The sequence below is a fragment of the Brevibacterium sp. H602 genome (genome assembly GCF_051172395.1).
Lineage (GTDB): Bacteria > Actinomycetota > Actinomycetes > Actinomycetales > Brevibacteriaceae > Brevibacterium.
The window spans coordinates 1-20,605 of sequence record NZ_JBPIZD010000033.1 but is presented as its reverse complement, the minus strand read 5'-3'; the positions used below and the strand labels follow the sequence as shown (position 1 = coordinate 20,605).

Sequence of the window (20,605 nt, the reverse complement as noted above, 5' to 3'; positions counted from 1 at the left end):
CACTCATGCAGTCTCCCAGATGCCGTGTTACGGCGAAGTATCGGCCGGGGCTCAGGCGTCGGGGACGATGTTGACGAGCTTGGGGGCTCGCACGATCACCTTGCGAACTCCGGCGCCACCGAGGGCCTTGACGGCGTTCGGCGATTCGAGCGCCAGCTTCTCGAGCTCTTCTGCGGAGATGTCCGGGGCCACCTCGAGTCGTGCGCGCACCTTGCCTTTGACCTGGACCACGCAGGTCACGGTCTCGGCGACGAGGTGCTTCGGGTCCGCCTCGGGGAAGGCCGCATAGGTGACCGTCGACTCGTGTCCGAGACGTGACCACAGCTCTTCGGCCAGGTGCGGGGCGAAGGGCGCGAGCATGATCGTCAGCGGTTCGAGGACGTCCCGGGTCGCACCGCCCTGTTTGGTGGCATGGTTGGTGAGCACGATGAGCTTGGAGATCGCGGTGTTGAACCGCAGATGGTCCATGTCTTCGCGCACGCCGTCGATGACCTGGTGGAGGACCTTGAGCGATTCGGCGTCGGCCTCACCGACTGCGACCACGGACTCGCCGGTGGTCTCGTCGACGAAGAGTCGCCACACGCGCTGCAGGAACCGCTGTGCGCCGACGACGGCGCGGGTGTCCCAGGGACGGTCCTGCTCCAGCGGGCCCATCGACATCTCATAGACGCGGAAGGTGTCGGCACCGAAGGCGTCGTACATCTCGTCGGGCATGACGGAGTTCTTCAGCGATTTGCCGATCTTTCCGTACTCCCGATTGACCTGTTCGCCGTCGTACCAGAACGTCAGCTCACCGTTCGATTCGGTCCTCTCCTCCACCTCGGCGGCGGGGACGTAGACACCGCGGGAATCGGTGTACGCATAGGCCTGGATGTATCCCTGGTTGACTAAGCGGTGGAACGGCTCGGACGAGGAGATGTGCCCGAGGTCGAAGAGGATCTTGTGCCAGAAGCGGGCATAGAGCAGGTGGAGCACAGCGTGCTCCTGCCCGCCGACGTAGAGGTCGGCGCCGCCGCGCGGCTTCGAGGCCCGCGGTCCCAGCCAGTACTTCTCGTTGGCGGGGTCGACGAGGCGGTCGTCGTTGTGCGGGTCCGCGTAGCGCAGCTGGTACCACGAGGATCCGGCCCAGTTGGGCATCGTGTTCGTCTCACGCTGGTAGGTCTTCGGACCGTCGCCGAGGTCGAGTTCGATGCTCGTCCATTCCTGGTTCCGGCTCAGCGCCGGTTCGGGACGGCTGTCGGCATCGTCGGGCGCGTAGGTCCGCGGTGCGAAATCGTCGACTTCGGGCAGCTGGACGGGTAGCATCTCGTCAGGCAGAGCGATCGGGGTTCCGTTCTCGTCGTAGACGATCGGGAACGGTTCGCCCCAGTATCGCTGGCGCGAGAACAGCCAGTCGCGCAGGCGGTACTGGGTGGACTCGGTGGCCAGTCCCTTGTCCTTCAGCCATTCGGTCACCCGGGCCTTCGCCGCGTCGATCTCGAGGCCGTTGATGTCGATCTCGCCATTGGCCGAGTTGATCATCACGCCGGTGCCGGTGAAGGGCGCGTCCTCGTCGTGGTCGGCGGGAGGCTGCACGGTGCGGATATAGGGCAGTCCAAACACCTTTGCGAAGTCCCAGTCACGGGCGTCTTCGGCCGGCACGGCCATGATCGCTCCGGTGCCGTAGCCCATGAGCACATAGTCGGCGATGAAGATCGGAACCTGTGCCCCGGTGGCCGGGTTGAGCGCATAGGAGCCGGTGAAGATGCCGGTCTTCTCCCGGCTCTGCTGCCGGTCGGCGTCGGTCTTGGCCGCAGCGGCGCGCTGGTAGGCGGCGATCGCCTCGGCGGGGGTTGCCTCTCCCCCGCGCCAGGACTCGGGGGTGGACTCATCCCAGGACTCAGCGGTCAGGTCGGCGACCTGCGGGTGTTCGGGGCTGAGGACGAGGTAGGTGGCGCCGAACAGGGTGTCCGGGCGGGTGGTGTAGACCTCGATGTCGGACGCATCGTCACCGGCGATGGGCAGGCGCAGCAGGGCGCCCTTCGACCGGCCGATCCAATTGACCTGCATCGCATGGATCGCATGCGGCCAGTCCAGTACGTCAAGGTCGTCGATGAGGCGGTCGGCGTAGGCGGTGATGCGCATGTTCCACTGGCGCAGACGGCGGGTGAATACCGGGTAGTTTCCGCGCTCGGACAGCCCCTCGGCGGTGACCTCTTCATTGGCCAGCACGGTGCCCAGTCCGGGGCACCAGTTGACCGGGGATTCGGAGACGTAGGCGAGGCGGTAGCCCTGCAGGACGTTCTCGCGCTCCGCCGGGCTCAGCTCCGACCAGGCGCGACCGTCGGGTGTGGGGCGCGCACCCGAGGCGAACTGCTCGATGAGCGTGTCGATCGGACGAGCCGCGCCCTTGGCTTCACCATCGGGGGTGGTCGCCTCGGTGTCGTACCAGGAGTTGAAGATCTGCAGGAAGATCCACTGCGTCCATCTGACGAATTCGTCGTCTGTCGTGGCGAAGCGACGGCGCACGTCATGGGCCAGCCCCAGGCGACGCAGCTGCTCGGTCATGTTCGCGATGTTGGCATCGGTGGTGATGCGCGGGTGCTGACCGGTCTGCACCGCGTAGAGATCGGCGGGCAGTCCGAAGGCGTCGTAGGACAGGGCGTGCATGACATTGTGTCCGCGCATCCGCTGATAGCGGCCGTAGACGTCGGTGCCGAGGTAGCCCAGCGGGTGGCCGACGTGCAGTCCCACACCGGAGGGGTACGGGAACATGTCCATGATGTACAGGGACTCGCGCTCGCTGAGGTCGGCCGGCGGACCGTAGGGCGACGAAGCATCCTGGGAGTCAAGCTCGCCGAGGTCTCCGGTGGGGTTCGGGGTGTGGAACGTGCCCGATTCCTCCCAAGTGCGCTGCCACGACTTCTCGATCTTCTCGGCCAGCGCCGCGTCATAGCGGAAACCGGTCTCCTCAGGGTTCGTCGTCATTACCTTCCTTCGCTGAACAGACGTGAGCGGGTTCTGACCATCGTACTCTGAACGCCCCTTGATTCGACTTGGTTAGACTGCTCACAGGTCAGCGGACGCCGGTTATCTCGGCAAACGTGATCGATTTCACTGAGACCCGGCCGAACTGTAAGATAACCGAGCAGTAACTTACGTCCTCGAAGGAGAGTCATGAGCTCAACGACCATGCCGCAGTCGTCAACACCCGTCGTCGGTTTCGAGGTCGATACCGCCTCGTCGACCACCGATATCTTCCTCAGCACAGTCGCTGATAACCCCAGCCGCCCTCTGGTCGCCAAGCCCGACGGAGACGGTTGGAACGAACTGACCGCGGCCGAATTCCTCGCAGAGGTCAAGGCGGCCGCGAAGGGGCTCATCGCCTTGGGCGTGGGAGTCGGTGACCGGATCGCGATCTTCGGCCCCACCTCGTATGAGTGGACGCTCAGCGACTATGCCATCTGGTACGCCGGCGGAATCTCCGTGCCGTTCTACGACACCTCTTCGGGGAGCCAGCTCAGCTGGATGCTCACCGACGCCGATGTCACTCGTGGGCTCGTCGCATCACGCGAGCATGCCGATCGGGTGCGGGCGGCGGCCGAGACCGCCGGACGGGAAGAGCCGGCCCTGCGGGTCTGGGACGAAGGCGCTTTCGCCGATCTCACCGAAGCCGGCAAGGCCGTCACCGATGAAGAGCTCGAAGCCGCTCGCTCACAGGTCGGCTCCGATTCCGTGGCGACGATCATCTACACCTCCGGCACCACCGGAAAGCCCAAGGGCTGTGTGCTCACCCACGCGAACTTCGTGCAGACCGCCCAAGCCGCTCGCCACCAGATCCCCAGCGTTCTCGACACGAATATGCGCTGCCTGCTGTTCCTGCCGCAGGCTCACGTCTTCGCCCGATTCATCGAGGTCCTGGCCATCAGCAACGGCGCTCTGCTGGCCCACCAATCCGATCTGACGAAGCTCACCGACGCCATGGGCAGCTTCCGTCCCTCGTTCATCCTCGGTGTGCCCCGAGTCTTCGAGAAGGTCTTCAATTCCGCGCTGGCGACCGCTCAGGCAGGCGGCAAGGAGAAGATCTTCCGCCGCGCCGAGCAGGTCGCCGTCGCCTATTCGAAGGCACTCGACACCGGCAAGGTGCCGACCGGCCTCAAGCTCCAACATGCCCTGTTCGACAAGCTCGTCTATTCGAAGCTGCGCGCAGTCATGGGCGACAACGTCACCCATGCGGTCTCCGGCGGCGGCGCACTCGGCTCGCACCTCGGACACTTCTTCCGCGGACTGGGAATCATCGTCCTCGAAGGCTACGGACTCACCGAGACCACGGCCCCGATCACCGTCAACATTCCGGAGAAGTCGAAGATCGGAACCGTGGGCGTGCCGCTGCCGGGCGCCTCGGTGGCGATCGCTCCCGACGGTGAGATCCTGGCCAAGGGCGTGCCGGTCTTCCGCGAGTACTGGAACAATCCGGAGGCCACGGCCAAGGAGTTCCACGACGGCTGGTTCGGCACCGGTGACCTCGGCTCCCTCGATGACGACGGCTACCTCACGATCAACGGCCGCAAGAAGGAGATCATCGTGACCTCCAGCGGCAAGAACGTCGCCCCGGCTCCGCTCGAGGACGTGCTGCGTCGCCACCCGATCATCGGCCAGCCGGTGCTCGTCGGCGAGAACCGCAAATTCGTCTCGGCGCTGATCTTCCTCGATTCGGAGATGCTGCCGGGCTGGCTGAAGAACCATGATCTGCCCCAGATGGATCTGCGCGAAGCCGCCGAGGACGATGCGATCCAGGCCGAAGTGGCCAAGGCCGTCGAACAGATGAACAAGACCGTCTCACGCGCCGAAGGGGTCAAGAAGTTCACAATCCTGCCGATCGAACTCAGCGAGGAGAACGGCTACCTCTCCGCCAAGCAGTCGGTCAAGCGCCACCTCATCAACAAGGACTTCGCCGCCGAGATCGACGCGCTCTACGCCGGCTGACGCACAGCCGCTGTCGACCGAGGCACCATCGCTGTCGACCGCGGCACAGTCGCTGAACTCAGCCTGCGGGGTACGGCCCGGGCACGGACTCGAACGGTCCGTCCCGGGCCGTCGTCGTCCCGCCTCGGGGACGGTGGGCGGACTCCTCCCGATCGGGAGGGCACGGCAACGGTGACGGCGGGCCGCCTCGGCGAGGGCTTGCCTCAGCGTCGTAAGCTTGAGCGCAGAAGTCGAACTCATCGATCTCACTGGAGGCAGCGCCATGTCCGAGACCACCGATCACACTCCCAGCTACGTGACCGAAGGCGCGGAATACAACCGCGATACGAACTACATCGACGATCGCATCCTCAATGATCCGAACGCTCAGTGGCCCGTCGAACCGGGTCGGTATCGCCTCGTCGCCGCCCGCGCCTGCCCCTGGGCGAACCGGACGATCATCGTCCGTCGCCTCCTCGGCCTCGAGGACGTCATCTCCCTCGGCATGCCCGGCCCCACCCATGATGCGCGATCGTGGACGTTCGACCTCGACCCGGGCGGGGTGGATCCGGTGCTCGGCATCGAACGGCTGCAGCAGGCGTTCTTCGCCCGCTACCCGGACTATCCGCGCGGAATCACCGTGCCGGCCGTCGTCGATGTGCCCACCGGCGTCGTCGTCACCAACGACTTCCCGCAGATCACGGAGGACTTCTCCACTCAGTGGACCGACTATCACCGTGAGGGAGCACCGAATCTCTGGCCCGAAGAATCCCGGCAGGAGATGGAGAAGGTGATGCGGCTGATCTACACGGAGATCAACAACGGCGTCTACCGCTGCGGATTCGCCGGGTCCCAGGACTCCTACGATGCCGCATTCGATCGGCTGTTCACCGCTCTGGACACGATCGAGGATCGGCTCAGCCGGTCACGGTTCCTCATGGGAGAGACCATCACCGAGGCGGACGTGCGACTGTTCACGACACTCGTGCGCTTCGACCCCGTCTACTTCGGTCATTTCAAGTGCAACCGGCAGCCTCTCACGGCGTTCGAGAATCTGTGGGGCTACGCCCGTGACCTGTACCAGACGCCGGGCTTCGGTGACACCGTCGACTTCGTGCAGATCAAACAGCACTACTACATCGTCCACCAGGATGTGAACCCGACGCAGATCGTCCCGAAAGGCCCCGACCTCTCGGGTTGGCTCAGCGATCACGGTCGCGACCGGAAGTTCGGCGGATCCCCCTTCGGCGACGGCACCGCTCCCGGACCGGTCAAGCCCGGCGAAGAGGTTGCACCCGCGCATACCGCGGCGGCTTGGGTGAGCTGATGCTCGGATGAACTGCTCGCCCGGGGCCTGCTGGTCTTCGGGCGCGGCCGGCGCGCGGGCGCGCGGGCGAGGCGGTTCGATCTCAGGAGTCGAACTGGCTCATCAGGCGTCGAATTCGCCGGGCGCGATATGGTCGTTCTCCGTCGTATCGAGTCCGGCGGCCTCCTTCCTGCGCTGTTTGCGGACCTTGAGCACGATCCACGCGATGACGAAGACGACGACGGCGACGATGACGACGTTCTGGAAGTAGCCTGCGTAGGTCTCGACGACCGACCAGTTCTCGCCGAGGGTGAAGCCTGCGACGATGAGGATCGTGTTCCAGATCGTGCTGCCGGCCGTGGTCAGCAGCAGGAACTTGATCAGCCGCATGTCCCGCATGCCGGCGGGGATGGAGATGAGCGACCGGAAGATCGGGATCATCCGCCCGAAGAACACCGCCTTGTCCCCGTGCTTGTCGAACCAGTCGACGGTCTTGTGCACATCGTCGACGTCGACCAAAGGCATCTTCACCGCGATTCGGGCGATGCGTTCGATGCCGATCCACTTGCCCAGCGCCCACAGCAGAACCGCGCCGACGACCGAGCCGATCGTGGCGAAGACGATCGCGGCCACGATGTTCATCTGCCCCTGGCTGGAGGTGAATCCGGCCAGAGGCAGAACGAGCTCACTGGGGATGGGCGGGAAGATGTTGTCGAGGAAGACCATGAACCCGACACCGGCCGGCCCCAGGGTCTCCATGATCGTCACGGTCCAGGCCGAGAACCCGCTGAGATTGTCCGCAGCGCTGCCGCCGGCGGCGAGGACATCGGCAGGGACTCCGCCGGCAGGCAAGCCGGCTCCAGGCACGCCGGCGGAGAGAGCGTCGGTGGCAGCGGGCGCGGAATCGGCGGCTGAAGCGTGCGAATCAGTGAACAGCATGGTCAAAAGTCTAGATAAGGGCGCGGCCTGCCGCTCACAGTACGCTCACAGCGGCTAGTGTGGAAACGAACACCTCGGACCGGAATACGAACGCACCTTGCTGAAACGCATCGAAGGAGCATACACGTGGCACCTGCCAAAGTACTGGCCTCGCGCAACACCGTCGCTGAGGTCGGACACAATGCCGTCAACAAGCCCGGGCCCGCCCACCTCATGCGCGCCGTCCAGCGTTTCGGACAGCGTCTGGGAAATCAGTTCGGTGCCGCGATCACCTACTTCCTCGTCCTCGCGGTCATGCCCATTGCCATGGTCAGCTTGGCGAGCATCGGCTTCGTCCTCGACGTCGCCCGCCCCGAACTCCTGCCCGAAGTCACCAAGCAGATCGAAGCTTTCACGGCAGGCAACGAGACACTGACTGAGCAGCTCGAAAGCTACCTGCTGCAGTGGCAGGCAGTCGGAATGATCGGTATTCTCACCGGTCTCTACACGGGGCAGGGATTCATCGGCAACCTCGGTGCCGCGGTGCGGGCACAGCTGCACGACGACTTCGACGATGCCGTTCCGGAGAAGTCCTTCGTAGCCAAGGTCCTCAGCAATGTCGTCACTCTCATCGGACTTATCATCGGCCTGCTGCTGGCCGTGGCGCTCACCGTCGTCGGCACCGGCCTGCGCTCGATCATCGCCGATCTGCTCGGACTCTCCGGCTTCGCCGCGAGCCTGCTGTTCATCGTTCCGGTCATCCTGACGTTCGGGGCCGCCTGGCTGATCTTCTGGTTCCTGTTCACGATGCTGCCGGAGAAGCCGGTCGACAAACAGGCGAAGAACCGCGGCTCGCTCATCGGCGCAACCGCGTTCCTCATCCTCATCAATTTCTCCACGGTGCTCGTCAATCTCTTCTCCGGAAACAAGGCCGCCGGTGTGTTCGGATCGATCATCGCGATCATGCTCACGCTCAACGTCTTCGCCCGCATCATCCTGTTCATCGCCGCGTGGATCGGCACGGCGAAACCACCTCGGCCTCGTGAAGAGGAACAGGAGTACCGGTTCGTCGAACCGAAGGTGCAGGCGCAGAGCCTCGGAGCGCTCATCACCGGTGCGGGAATCGTGGCGTTGACCCTGCTGGGCTTCAAACGGTTCGAGGAACGCCGGTCGGATCGCGAATAGGCGAGACGGTAGACTGTTGGCGCATCCGTTATCACTGACCGAGGGGACACGACCTTTGACTGACGCTACGACTGCTCGCCTGGACGATTGGGCGAAGAAGCAGACCGCCGCCGAAGAACTCATTCCGCTAGTCGGACGCCTGTACCGTGAGAACGACGTTCTGCTGACCCTGTTCGGGCGGTCGCTGCTGAACAAGTCGGTGACCGGCATGATCAAGGCGCACCGCTACGCTCGCCACTTCCTCGGCGAAGAGCTCGACATCCAGATCACCCACCGCATCGTCAAGGCGCTGTCGGGACTCAACCTGGCACCGGCCCGCATCGATCTGGGCCGCCTCATCGAGAAGCTCGATGACCCGAACGCCGATGTCGACGCCTTCCTCGCCGCCGAGCTCGCCGAGGTCGTTCAGTCGCAGTCCGGCAAGGGCGAGGTCCGCGACGTCGTCCTCTACGGCTTCGGTCGCATCGGCCGCCTGCTCGCCCGCATCCTCATCGATCGCGCCGGTGGAACCGGTATGCGTCTGCGTGCGATCGTGGTGCGCCGCAATGGGGAGAACGACATCGTCAAGCGCGCCTCCCTGCTGCGCCGCGACTCGGTGCACGGCGCGTTCGACGGCAGCATCGTCGTCGACGAAGAGAACAGCACCATCCAGGCCAACGGCACCCTCATCCAGGTCATCTACTCGAATGACCCCTCGGAGGTCGACTACACCGCCTACGGAATCGACGACGCCATCATCGTCGACAACACCGGAAAGTGGCGCGACGAAGAGGGCCTGTCCAAGCACCTCGCCTGCCCCGGTGCGTCGAAGGTCCTGCTCACGGCTCCCGGCAAGGGCGATGTGAAGAACATCGTCTTCGGAGTCAACGACGACGCGATCCTCGACACGGACACCATCGTCTCGGCCGCATCCTGCACGACGAACGCGATCACCCCGGTGCTCAAGGCCATCAACGACAAGTTCGGTGTCCGCAACGGCCACGTCGAGACAGTCCACTCGTTCACCAACGACCAGAACCTCATCGACAACTTCCACAAGGGCTCCCGCCGCGGCCGTGCAGCCGGCCTCAACATGGTCCTCACCGAGACCGGTGCCGCCAAGGCCGTGGCCAAGGCTCTGCCTGAGCTGGCCGGGAAGCTTTCGGGCAACGCGATCCGCGTCCCCACCCCGAACGTGTCCATGGCGATCCTCAACCTCAACCTGGACAACGCCACCACCGTCGACGAGCTCAACACCTTCCTGCGCGAAGTGTCGATGCATTCGCCGCTGCGCAACCAGGTCGACTACGTCACCTCTCCCGAGCTCGTGTCCACCGACCTCGTCGGCTCCAAGCGGGCCGGTGTCGTCGACGGTCTGGCCACGATCGTCGATGAGGACCGCGTCGTCGTCTACGTCTGGTACGACAACGAGTTCGGCTACTCCTGCCAGGTCGTGCGCTGCGTGGCCAAGATGGCCGACGTCGACGTTCCGGCCTTTCCCTGATATCGCCGAGGCGGCCCACCGAACCGTTCGGATGAGCGTTCGGTGACCGGCTGAGACAGGCGCCCGGAGTCTTCCGACTCCGGGCGCTTTCGTCATTCACTGGCAGTGCCACGCCCTACACCTCCCGCCGAAATCTCTCGAAAATGACAGAACCTCCCGTAGGAACGGGAGGTTCTGCCGGCAACGAGGTGTTCTGCCTACTTCGCGGCGTCGGACTCCATGGCCTCATGCAGCCAGATCGGGGTGAAGGTGGCGAATCGCTCCGCCAGATCGTCGTCGCTGTCGAGGATGACGGCGAGTCGGTCATCGGCATTCGCCAGCTCATTCGCCCAGATGGGACCCAGGCAGGCCAGCAGCAGGCAGGCGATGACGACGGCGCCGGCCAGGATCGGAGTCTCGGCCCACAGCAGCATGCCGAACAGGATCCCGACGATGGCGAAGCCGACTGCGACGGCGAGTCCGGCGTTCCGCGTCCGCGGCGCCTTGGCACGGGCCGGTCGCGACGCAGCGATCGAGTCGAGCACGTCCCGGTTGATCCGCGTCCAGGCGATGATCGCGCCCAGCGCGCAGACGATGCCGATCATGATGAGGCTGAACGCCGAGAACAGCAGCACCGCATCGATGCGATCGCCTTGGGCTTGGAGGGCGGCCCCGAGTCCGGCGACGAGCATCGCCAAGGCAAGCACCAGCATGCTCAGCAGACGGGCACGGCGCACGGCGATGAGTTCGGCGATCACCCTGGCCAGGAAGACCCTCTGTGCCGCGGGGTCGTCGGCCTGGCTCACCGCACGTACCCGAGCTGCTTGTCCACGGTGTGCGGGAACTGCTCCCCGGCCAGATACTGTTCGAACAGGGCGTGGAACTGCTCGGCCAGTCGCATTCTCCACCCGTCGGTATCACCGCTCATATGCGGGGTGATGATCACATTGTCCATCGACCACAGAGGATGGCCTGCGGGCAGCGGCTCTTCGTCGAAGACGTCGAGTCCGGCCCCGCCGATCTGCCCGTCGCGCAGCGCGGTGACGAGTGCGTCGGTGTCGACGGTGTCTCCACGCCCGACATTGATGAACACGGCGGTGTCGTCCATGGCGGCGAACGCCTCGGCGCCGATGAGCCTCTCCGTCTTCCCCGTCAGCGGTGCGATGTCGATGACCCAGTCGAACCCGGCCACGTGCTCGGGCAGGGTGGCGGAGTCGATGACCTCACCGAAGTCGGCGTCGCCGCTGCGGGCGCGCGATCCGGCTCCGGTGACGTCGATGTCGACGGCCTTCAGCAGGCGTGCGATGCCCCGGCCGATCGCTCCGGTGCCGACGATGAGAGCCTTGGTGCCGGCGATATCGCGCGTCGACCGGCGGTTCCACTTCTTCGCGGCTTGGTCGTCGAGCGAGCCGATCGAGCTCTTCGCGTGCATGAGGATGTAGCTGAGGACGAACTCGGCAATCGGGCGGTCGAAGATCCCGCGGGCGTTCGTCACGGTCACCGGTGAATCGACGAGCTCATCGAAGAGGAGAGAGTCCACGCCCGCCGCGGCGGCATGGACCCACTCGAGCCTGTCGGCGCTGCCATAGGCATCCTTGAGCGCGGTGGAGAAGAAATCCCACATCAGCAGCACATCGGTGCCGGGCAGCGCCTGGGACAGGGTCGATGCCTCGGCGATGCGCAGTTCGATCCCGTCCCGCTCCCCCAGATCAGTGATCAGTGCGGGGATCTCGGTCCCGGGTGAGTTGAGTATGGTCAGTACCGTCATTCCTCGGCTCCTTGGACAGTGGGCTTTCTGCCACACTAACTGATGAAGTCTCTGCCGGGGTGGAAACCGGCGCGGACACGACACCCGCGCGCTCGGCTTCGACGTCGAGGCTCTCGCGCTTCGCCGGTTCGTTCTTCAGGGTCTGTGCCAGCGGAGTGTTCGGCAGGAAGCAGAGGAAGACGAAACCGAGGACGGCCAGCGGAGCCACCCACAGGAACAGGGGCACGAGGGCGACGTTGTAGGAGGTGATGATGAGCGAGTGCATCGGCTCCGGCAGCTTCGACACGATCTCCGGGGTCAGCCCCGTCGAGGAGACCTTGGGCATGTGGCCGTGTGGGGCCGCCTTCGCGATCTCGGTGATTCCGGATTTGATGTTGTCCATGAGGCGCTGGGTGAACACGGATCCGATGAAGGCCATACCGAGGGTGGCACCGACCTGGCGGAAGTAGTTGTTCGACGCGGTCGCGGTGCCGACCATGGACACCGGGAAGGCGTTCTGGACGACGAGGACGAGAGTCTGCATGCTCAGGCCCAGGCCGAGTCCGAGCAGCGCCAGGCAGCCGATGGTCTCCCAGGCCGAGCTCTCTGCCTTCAGCTGGGACAGCAGGACGAGCGAGGCGGCCATGATGAGGATGCCCGTCAGCGGGTACTTCTTGTACTTGCCGGTGCGGGAGACGATGAACCCGACGAGCGTCGAGGACACGAGCATGGTGCCCATCATCGGCACCATCATCAGACCGGCGACGGTGGCATCGATCCCGTGGACCATCTGCAGGTAGGTCGGCATATAGGAGAGCACACCGAACATGCCGATGCCGACGAAGAGACCGGCGATCGTGCACAGCAGGAAGTCGCGGTTGGTGAACAGGTGCATCGGGATGACCGGTTCGCTGACCTTGAGCTCGACGAAGACGAAGGCGACTGCGGCGATCACGCCGGTGACGATGAGGCCGTTGATCTGCCAGGATCCCCATTCGTAGTCGTGTCCGCCCCAGGCGGAGGTGAGCACAATGCAGGAGGTGACGATCGAGATGAGCGCCATGCCGATGACGTCGATCTTCGGACGAGGGCCTGCACCCTTGGTGTGCTCGGGCACCTTGAGGAACACGGCGGCGGCGATGAGGGCGATGATGCCCAACGGGAAGTTGATGGCGAAGGCCCAGCGCCAGCCGGGTCCCTCGGTCAGCCAGCCGCCGATCAGCGGTCCGGCCACGGACGACACGGCGAAGGCGGAGCCCATGATGCCCATGTACTTGCCGCGTTCGCGGGCGGGGACGACGGAGGCGATGATCGACTGCGAGAGGATCATCATTCCGCCGCCGCCGATGCCCTGGAGCACGCGACCGAAGATCAGCGTCGACATCTCATTCGCGATGAGGGCGAATACCGAGCCGAGCAGGAAGCAGCAGATGGCGAACATGAACAGCGGCTTGCGTCCGAACAGGTCGCCGACCTTGCCGTAGACGGGCATCATGATCGTCGAGGCGAGCATGAATGCGGTGGAGACCCACAGCATCTGGTCGACGCCGTCGAGTTCGCCGACGATCGTCGGCAGTGCGGTGGCCAGAACCGTCTGGTTGAGCGAGAACATGAACATCGCGATCATCAGGCCCACGAAGAGCAGAATGATCGCCGAGGTGGCCATCGGCTCTGTCTGTGCGTCGGGTCCCGCAGGAGCGGAGTTCTTCGAGGTGGTTGCCGTCATCGTCGTCTCATCGGTTTCGTGGTTGCTTCTCATCACAGCTTTCGTCATGGCAGTCGGTCCAGAACCTTGCGGAACAGGCTCAGGGAGTCTTCGAAGATCGCTTGGGTTCCGCCTTTGTCCTCGACCGCCTCGGGATCGGCTTTGATCACCTGTCCCGCGTGGTTGAGCGGGACCCGGCAGAGTTGGGTGAGCATTCGTGCGCTGCGCCAGGCGGAGTCTTCGGAGGAGAACTCCTGGCCGAGGTGGCGCAGTCGGTCGAGCACGTGCCCGGTGACGATCTCTTCGAGTTCTTCTGCCCGGTCGAAGCTCTTGCTCACGAGTTCCGGGTAGAGAGCGAAGAGGCGCCGGCGCCGAGCCGGAAGTTCGGGGTCGACGGAGCCGACGAGCAGCGCTTCGCGGACGAAGCGCGCCGTGTCCTCGGCCAGCGAGTCGAGTCCGGCAGGGCTGTGGACATAGTCGTAGGCGATGCTCTCATCGACGCGGACATCGGCTCCGAGGCCGACGATCGCGTCCTCCTTCGTCTCGAAGTAGTTGAAGAAGGTGCGAGTGGACACCCCGGCGTCGGCGGCGATCGTCGCCACGGTGGCACAGGCCAAGCCGTCTTCGAGCACACGAGTGATCGCCGCCTCGTGGAGGGCGTTGCGAGTCAGTCGCGCCTTTTTCGAGCGCAGGGATTCTTCAGCGGGCATAGGTACATTTTGCATCACATGCAAACTTTCACCAACTGCAAATCTGCAATTGTGCACTATTTCACTGTGCGCAGTCTTCTACATGAGCATCTTCAGCCGTGCCCGGTGCTGTTCGAGGGTCTGCAGCTGACCGAGCAGTGCTGCCTGACCCGCTCCATCGGAGGTGTCCTGGCGCTGGAGACGAGAGTGGAGTTCCTTGGCGATGCGTTCGAGATCGTAGTCGAAGAGGCGGGCGACGATCCCGCGGGCGAACCGATCGATCCCGTCTCCCTCGATGACCGGCAGCGGGGTCACGAGCAGCTGTGCCACATAGGGCTTGAGGTCCTCGGCAGCAGCGTCGAGGACGCGTTCGGCCCATTTCGACTGAGCCGTGCCGGCCGCACCCAGTCCTCCGGCCCGTTTGATCGCCTCTTGGATCCGCCGGTATCCGGGGTGTTCGAAGGCCTTCGCGGACAGAGAGTCGAAGAGCTTCGCATTGACCACCTCCGGATGCTGGAGGGCGACCATGAGAGCCCCCTTCTCCGTCTTCAGCCGGGCAGGGCTGATCGGGGCCGAGAGGTTCGAGACGTCGGGGCGTTCGTCGTAGACGTATTCGATGCTGCGTTCATCGGAGACTTCCCCCGCCGAGGCGGGAGCGGGCCCGCGTGTACCCCCGGACGGGGCCGTCCCCGGCTCGGTTCTGGGACCGGTCCCCTGCCCCGAATCAGGTCCGTGGCCCGGACCGGGCGCCGCCGCGGTCGAGGGTGCGGGTGCGCTCGGTGCCGGCGGTGGGCCGTCGCGATACGACGACTGGCGGGCGGGCGCCTCGGCGGGCTGACGGTTCTGCTTCGGTTGGCGGGCGGCGGTGCGGACCGCGGCCTCCACCTCGTCGATATCGACGCCGATGCGTCCGGCGACGAACCGGTAGTAGTGGGAGAGGCTGTTGCGGTCGCGGATGTCGGTGAGCACCTCGGCAGCAGAGCGGACCGCGGAGATCCGTCCTTCGACGGTGTCGAGGTCGAAGCGGGAGATCGCGGTGGTGATGACGAACTCGAAGAGCGGCTTGCAGCCGTCGATGAGTTCGCGCAGGGCCGCGTCGCCCTTCTGCATGCGCAGGTCACAGGGGTCGAGGCCATCGGGTTCGACGGCGACGAAGGTCTGGGCGGTGAACAGGTTCTCGAATTCGAAGGCCTTGAGCGCAGCCTTCTGACCGGCGGCGTCGCCGTCGAAGGTGAAGATCACCTGTCCGGTCGGGTCGTCGCCGAGGAGACGACGGATGATCTTCACGTGTTCGGCGCCGAAGGCCGTGCCGCAGGTGGCCACAGCCTGGTCGACTCCGGCGAGGTGGGCGGCCATGACGTCGGTGTAGCCCTCGACGACGACGACGCGCTTGGTCTTCGCGATGGACTTCTTCGCCAGGTCGAGTCCGTAGAGGACCTGATTCTTGTGATAGAGAGCGGTCTCGGGAGTGTTGAGGTACTTCGGACCTTTGTCGTCGTCATAGAGTCGGCGGGCGCCGAAGCCGATGGTCCGGGACGTCATGTCCTTGATCGGCCAGATCACCCGACCGCGGAATCGGTCGTAGATTCCACGACCGCCCTCGCTGGCCAAGCCGCCGGCGAGGATCTCCTCATCGGTGAATCCGGCCTTGCGCAGATGGCTCGTCAGGGCATCCCAGGATTTCGGGGCGAACCCGATGCCGAACTCCCGGCTCGACTCGGCGGGGAAGCCGCGGCCGGACAGGAACTCGCGGCCGATCTGCCCGGCCTCGGACTCGAGAGCCTGGGCGAAGAAGCGCCCCGCAACCTCGTGCATCTCCAGCAGCCGCTGCCTGCGGCTGGCCTGCTCTCGGTCCGGCCCTTTCCCGTCCTCGTAGCGCAGGTGCATTCCGGCCTTGCCGGCCAACGTCTCGACGGCTTCGACGAAGCTGAGCTGCTCGACCTTCTGCAGGAAGGTGAACACGTCTCCGGACTCTCCGCAGCCGAAGCAGTGGTACATCCCGACCTGGGGGCGGACCGTGAATGACGGGGTCTTCTCGTCGTGGAACGGGCACAGTCCCTTCAGCGATCCGATGCCCGCAGTCTTGAGGGTGACGAATTCCCCGATCACCTCGTCGATGCGGGTGCGGCTGCGCAGTTCGTCGATGTCCTCGCGTTTGATGAGTCCGGCCATGGTCTAGAGCCGATCCTCCGCTCCGGCGTTGAGGCGGTGGTACAGGGCCCAGGCGGAATGGTCGGTCAGGGAGGCGATCTGGTCGACGATGACGCGCAGTCGTGCGGAGTCGTCGGCGGCCTCGGCGTGGTCGGCGCGGAACATCGGATCGAGTTTGTCCGGTGACTGCGAATACCATTCGGCGAGTTCGTTGATGACCGCCGCCTGGATGTCATGCAGCCGCAGTCGATCCTCGGCGACCATCACCGTCAGCGTGGCCATGCCTTTGAGCACGGCGATCTCGACGGTGGTCGTCTCGGGCACGACGAGTGAGGCCGAGTATCGGGCGAGGGGCTCCCAGCCGAATTCCTCACGGGTCGCGGATTCTGCGGCGCCGACGAAGCGCCCGATGAGCTGACTGGTCATGTGTTTGAGGCCGGCCTGAGCGCGTCGGGATCCGTCGAAGGACTCCTTGGGCCAGTAGGCGGCGGCCTGCAGTCGGCCGAGTGCCTTGTCCATCTCCGCATCGGTGGTGTCCGGCAGGTACCATTGGCGGGTGATGTCGAAGAGTTCGGCCCGCCGCTCATCGGCGGCGAACTCGGCAAGGTCCAGATGGCCTGCGACGATGGCGTCCTCGACGTCATGGACGGAGTAGGAGATGTCGTCGGCCAAGTCCATGACCTGGGCTTCGATACATTTCTGGCCGTTGTCGATGCCGTCGCGGTAGAAGTCGAAGACAGCCCGGTCGTCATCGTAGACACCGAATTTGCGAACCCCGGAGTCGCGGCGACCGGCCGTGGCTTCGGCTCGGGGCCACGGGTACTTCGTCAGAGCGTCGAGGCTCGCGCGGGAGAGGTTGAGGCCGGCCGGGCGACCGTCATCGGCGATGACCTTCGGTTCGATCCGGGTGACCAGACGCAGGGTCTGGGCATTGCCTTCGAAGCCGCCGATGTCTGCGCACAGGGCGTCGAGGATCGTCTCACCGTGGTGGCCGAAAGGAGGGTGACCGAGGTCGTGGGACAGGCAGGCGGTGTCGACGATATCGGGATCGCAGCCGAGGTAGCGGGCGAGTTCGCGGCCGACCTGGGCGACCTCGAGGGAGTGAGTGAGACGGGTGCGGACGAAATCGTCCGTGCCCGGGGACACGACCTGGGTCTTCGCGCCGAGGCGGCGCAGTCCCGAGGAGTGGAGGACGCGTGCTCGGTCGCGCTGGAAAGCCGAGCGCCGCGGATTCTTCGCCGGTTCGCTCACCCACCGCTCCTGGTCCCACGACGAGTAGACCGCCACGGTCCCCGTCCCCACCGTGGTGTGTGGGTGAGTGTCGAAGGGCATTCTCATCCTCCTGAGATGTCGAGTTCGGCCTCCGACAGCAGCGACTTCCCGCTGGGATCGAAGATGCGGGAGTCCAACCAGCCTTCGGGCAGGTGCGGCTTCTTCGGCCGGGTGGTGCGGCCGCGGGACCCTTCGGCGGCTTCTCCCGGGTAGGGCGCGGTCTTGTCGAGCTGGTCGAGCAGTCCGGCGAGTTCCTCGAGCGAGGAGACCATGGCCAGCTGGCTGCGCAGCTCACCCCCGACGGGGTAGCCCTTGAAGTACCAGGCGATGTGTTTGCGCAGGTCACGGACGCCGAGGAATTCGTCCTCGAAGTGATCGACGAGGTATTCGCCGTGTTTGTACACGGCACGAGCCACCTCGGCGAGTCCGGGACGGTGGCGCTCCTCGCTGCCGTTCAGCGCGTTCGCGAGGTCGCCGAACAGCCACGGCCGTCCCTGGCAGCCGCGCCCGATGACGACGCCGTCGCAGCCGGTCTTGGCCATCATGTCCAGGGCATCCTCGGCGGCGAAGATATCACCGTTGCCGAGCACCGGAACGGTGTCGCCGAGGTGGTCCTTGAGCCGGGCGATCGCGTCCCAATCCGCGGTCCCCGAGTAGAGATCGGCCGCGGTGCGGCCGTGCAGCGCGACAGCGGCGACGCCGGCGTTGCGCGCGGTCTCGGCGGCGTCGAGGAAGGTCGTGTGGTCGGCGTCGATGCCTTTGCGCATCTTCACGGTCACGGGTACGTCCCGGCGGGCCGCCTCGGTGACGGCCGTGGTGACGATGGACTTGAACAGGTCCTGCTTCCACGGCAGCGCGGAGCCGCCGCCCTTGCGGGTGACCTTGGGGACGGGGCAGCCGAAGTTGAGGTCGATGTGATCGGCGCGGTCCTCCTCGACGAGCATCCGCACGGCTTGGCCCATGGTCACCGGGTCGACTCCGTAGAGCTGGACGGAGCGCGGAGTCTCATAGGGCTCGTGGTGGATGATGCGCATCGTCTTCGGATTGCGCTCGACCAAGGCCCGGGTGGTGACCATTTCGGTCACGTACAGGCCGGCTCCGTATTCGCGGCACAGGCGGCGGAAGGCGGTGTTCGTGATTCCGGCCATGGGCGCGAGCACGACGGGCGAGGACAGCTCGATGGGCCCGATGCGCAGGGCTGTTTCGGGCTTCGGGGATGCGGTTTCTGGGGCAGGGCTGATGACACTCACGCAACCATTATCCCAGTCAAGTCAAAATCGCACATTCGTCTGCCTCTCCTCACTCGATCGCGTTCGGATTCCAAGCCGGCGCAAGCCAGGCGTCCCGCTATCGTTCCGGCTCATCCGTTCACCTCAACGACTTCGGTGCGCAGAAATTCCCGCACGTCCCATTCGGTGTCGACGGAGAGTTCGGCGGCGAGCCGGTCGTCGTGGGTGACGATCACCATGGCCCCGCCGAATCCTTCGAGAGCGGTCACCAGCGCTTCGAGCGACGACAGGTCGAGATTGTTGCCCGGTTCGTCGAGGATGAGCAGCTGCGGGGCCGGGTCCTGGAGGAGTCCTGAGGCCAGGGCGACGCGGAAGCGCTCCCCACCGGACAGGGTCTGACAGATCTGGCCGGTGCGTCCGGCGCGCAGGCCCATGGCCGCGAGCACCTCGTGGACGCGGTGCGGGTCGAGCTGCGGATTGCCTGATCGCACCGCCTCCATCACCGTCAGCTCCCCCGGCAGTCGGTACTGCTGGTCGAGGTGAGCCGTCGGTGCGGAGACGGTGATGTCGAGGTCGCCGAAGAGTTCGGCGATCGGCGGACCGGTTTCGGCCCCTGCATCTCCCCCGGCTGTGTCGCCTGTGTCCTCGTCCAGTCCGTCCTGGCTGTTCTGGCCGTCCTGGCCGTTGGCAGCCGCCAGGATCGCGGCCAGCAGGGTCGACTTGCCTGCCCCGTTCGGTCCGGTCAGTCGGATCCGTTCGGGACCGACGATCGTCTGCGGTCGTTCGGACTTCGCCGAGGCGGCCGTGGAGATCTCGAGGACCCGTTTGGTCGCGTGAACCTGGGTGTCCGGCAGGTCGAGGCGGACGCTTGAGGACCGGCGCAGCGCATCCTTGGCGTTGGTGAGTTCGTCCCGGGCCGCGGCTTCGTCGGCGGCTTTGTCGCCGCGTCGTTTGGCCGCTGACTTCTCTGCGAAGTGAGCCATAGCGTTTGCTGCGATCCGGGGACGACGCCTATTCAGTTTGTCCTTCGCCCCCTTCTGCTCGCTGCGAGCGAGTTTCGTCTCCAGCTCGATCCGCTGTCGCTTCTCGATCTGGTGGGTCTTCTTCGCATCGGTGACCTTCTGCTGCTTCGCCTCTTCTTCCGCGGCGACCATGGCTTCGTAGTCGTCGAAGTTCCCTCCGTAGACCCGCAGTCGGTCGGTCATCTCGATGATCGAGGTCATATGCGTCAGCAGCGTGCGGTCGTGAGAGATGACCAGGGTCGGTCCGCGCCGTTCGGTGAGCAGCGTGGTCAGCAGAGCCCGTCCGTCCTCGTCGAGGTTGTTGCTCGGCTCGTCGAGGATCAGCCAGGTGTCACCGACCAGTGCCGCTCGAGCCAGTCCGATGCGCGTGGCCTGCCCGCCGGAGAAGCTGCTCAGACTCCGGTCGAGGTCGCTGACACTCAGCTGCAGACCGAGTTCGGACAGCGCAGCCAGGGCCCGCTCTTCGATGTCCCAGTCGTCGCCGATGAGGTCGAAGTCGGCCCCGGTCGCTTTTCCGGACAGGGCGCGGCCCAGTGCTTGCCGGACGGGGGCGATGTCCAGTGCGGCGTCGACCCGCTGCGTCGAATGCGGCAGCAGCTGATCGATGTAGACGGCGCCATCGGCACCCGTGACGGTTCCTGCCGAGGCGCGCAGTCGACCGGCGAGGATGCGGGCGAAGGTGGATTTGCCGATCCCGTTGTCGCCGACGAGTCCGACGAGGTCGGCAGGGATGGTGGCAGTGAGTCGGGAGAAGATCTCGGTATCGTCGCCGAGGCGGTAGTCCAGTTCGGACACAGTGATTGCTGCAGGCATGAGGGTCCTCATTTCGTGTACGCAGAAGCGCTGCGGGCCCGTGGCACCCGCAAGTCACGGTATGAGGATTCACTTCACAGCAGAGACGTCTTTCGTCGGAAATGGAACATAACAATGATCGCCGAGGCAGCTCGCCGGGTCAAGACCACCCCTTCTTACTAC

Annotated in this window: 14 protein-coding genes; 4 read left to right on the top strand and 10 right to left on the bottom strand. The window is 65.2% G+C overall.

The features are described 5' to 3' along the window. Window positions 1–51: 51 nt before the first annotated feature. A complete protein-coding gene (gene leuS, locus ACSBQT_RS16905; protein WP_410711475.1) occupies window positions 52–2,967 on the bottom strand; it encodes a leucine--tRNA ligase in 2,916 nt (971 codons plus the stop codon). Window positions 2,968–3,156: 189 nt separating this feature from the next. Between leuS and ACSBQT_RS16900 the strand changes: the two genes are divergently transcribed. Together ACSBQT_RS16900 and ACSBQT_RS16895 are read left to right on the top strand one after the other, a co-directional pair. After that, complete coding sequence (locus ACSBQT_RS16900; RefSeq protein ID WP_410711476.1) at window positions 3,157–4,965, top strand: AMP-dependent synthetase/ligase; 1,809 nt, start codon at window positions 3,157–3,159, stop codon at window positions 4,963–4,965. Window positions 4,966–5,227: 262 nt separating this feature from the next. Then, window positions 5,228–6,271 (top strand): glutathione S-transferase C-terminal domain-containing protein, encoded by a 1,044-nt coding sequence (locus ACSBQT_RS16895; protein ID WP_410711609.1) that lies wholly within the window; start codon window positions 5,228–5,230, stop codon window positions 6,269–6,271. 102 nt (window positions 6,272–6,373) lie between these two features. Here the strand turns inward: ACSBQT_RS16895 and ACSBQT_RS16890 are convergent, their stop codons facing one another. Then, window positions 6,374–7,189, bottom strand: coding sequence for a DedA family protein (locus ACSBQT_RS16890; protein WP_410711477.1), 816 nt, complete (start codon window positions 7,187–7,189; stop codon window positions 6,374–6,376). Window positions 7,190–7,315: 126 nt separating this feature from the next. On the opposite strand from ACSBQT_RS16890, the gene ACSBQT_RS16885 reads away from it, so the two are divergent. After that, window positions 7,316–8,353 carry a YhjD/YihY/BrkB family envelope integrity protein gene (locus ACSBQT_RS16885; RefSeq protein ID WP_410711478.1) on the top strand — a complete coding sequence of 346 codons (1,038 nt, stop codon included), beginning with the start codon at window positions 7,316–7,318 and terminating at the stop codon, window positions 8,351–8,353. A 55-nt stretch (window positions 8,354–8,408) separates the two neighbouring features. Further along, entirely contained in the window at window positions 8,409–9,836 is a 1,428-nt protein-coding gene (locus ACSBQT_RS16880) for a glyceraldehyde-3-phosphate dehydrogenase (protein ID WP_139467387.1), read from the top strand. 197 nt (window positions 9,837–10,033) lie between these two features. Here ACSBQT_RS16880 and ACSBQT_RS16875 read toward each other — a convergent pair whose 3' ends face one another. The 8 genes from ACSBQT_RS16875 to ACSBQT_RS16840 form a co-directional block, all read right to left on the bottom strand. Continuing rightward, window positions 10,034–10,621 carry a hypothetical protein gene (locus tag ACSBQT_RS16875; protein WP_167196733.1) on the bottom strand — a complete coding sequence of 196 codons (588 nt, stop codon included), beginning with the start codon at window positions 10,619–10,621 and terminating at the stop codon, window positions 10,034–10,036. After that, window positions 10,618–11,583, bottom strand: a complete 966-nt coding sequence (locus ACSBQT_RS16870) for a D-2-hydroxyacid dehydrogenase (RefSeq protein ID WP_410711480.1) — start codon at window positions 11,581–11,583, stop codon at window positions 10,618–10,620. The genes ACSBQT_RS16875 and ACSBQT_RS16870 overlap by 4 nt, the downstream gene beginning before the upstream one ends. Beyond that, the gene (locus ACSBQT_RS16865) at window positions 11,525–13,321 is read right to left on the bottom strand and encodes a DHA2 family efflux MFS transporter permease subunit (protein WP_435002149.1); all 1,797 of its coding nucleotides are present in this window, start codon (window positions 13,319–13,321) and stop codon (window positions 11,525–11,527) included. Before ACSBQT_RS16865 ends, ACSBQT_RS16870 begins: the two co-directional genes overlap by 59 nt. A gap of 11 nt (window positions 13,322–13,332) precedes the next feature. Beyond that, window positions 13,333–13,977, bottom strand: a complete 645-nt coding sequence (locus ACSBQT_RS16860; RefSeq protein ID WP_410711482.1) for a TetR/AcrR family transcriptional regulator — start codon at window positions 13,975–13,977, stop codon at window positions 13,333–13,335. Between the two features lie 78 nt (window positions 13,978–14,055). Next, the gene (gene dnaG, locus ACSBQT_RS16855) at window positions 14,056–16,128 is read right to left on the bottom strand and encodes a DNA primase (protein ID WP_435002148.1); all 2,073 of its coding nucleotides are present in this window, start codon (window positions 16,126–16,128) and stop codon (window positions 14,056–14,058) included. Window positions 16,129–16,131: 3 nt separating this feature from the next. Beyond that, window positions 16,132–17,439 (bottom strand): deoxyguanosinetriphosphate triphosphohydrolase, encoded by a 1,308-nt coding sequence (locus ACSBQT_RS16850; RefSeq protein WP_435002147.1) that lies wholly within the window; start codon window positions 17,437–17,439, stop codon window positions 16,132–16,134. Between the two features lie 2 nt (window positions 17,440–17,441). Further along, window positions 17,442–18,629 carry a tRNA dihydrouridine synthase DusB gene (gene dusB / locus ACSBQT_RS16845; RefSeq protein ID WP_410711485.1) on the bottom strand — a complete coding sequence of 396 codons (1,188 nt, stop codon included), beginning with the start codon at window positions 18,627–18,629 and terminating at the stop codon, window positions 17,442–17,444. Between the two features lie 110 nt (window positions 18,630–18,739). Continuing rightward, the gene (locus ACSBQT_RS16840; protein WP_435002146.1) at window positions 18,740–20,443 is read right to left on the bottom strand and encodes an ATP-binding cassette domain-containing protein; all 1,704 of its coding nucleotides are present in this window, start codon (window positions 20,441–20,443) and stop codon (window positions 18,740–18,742) included. Window positions 20,444–20,605 lie beyond the last annotated feature (162 nt).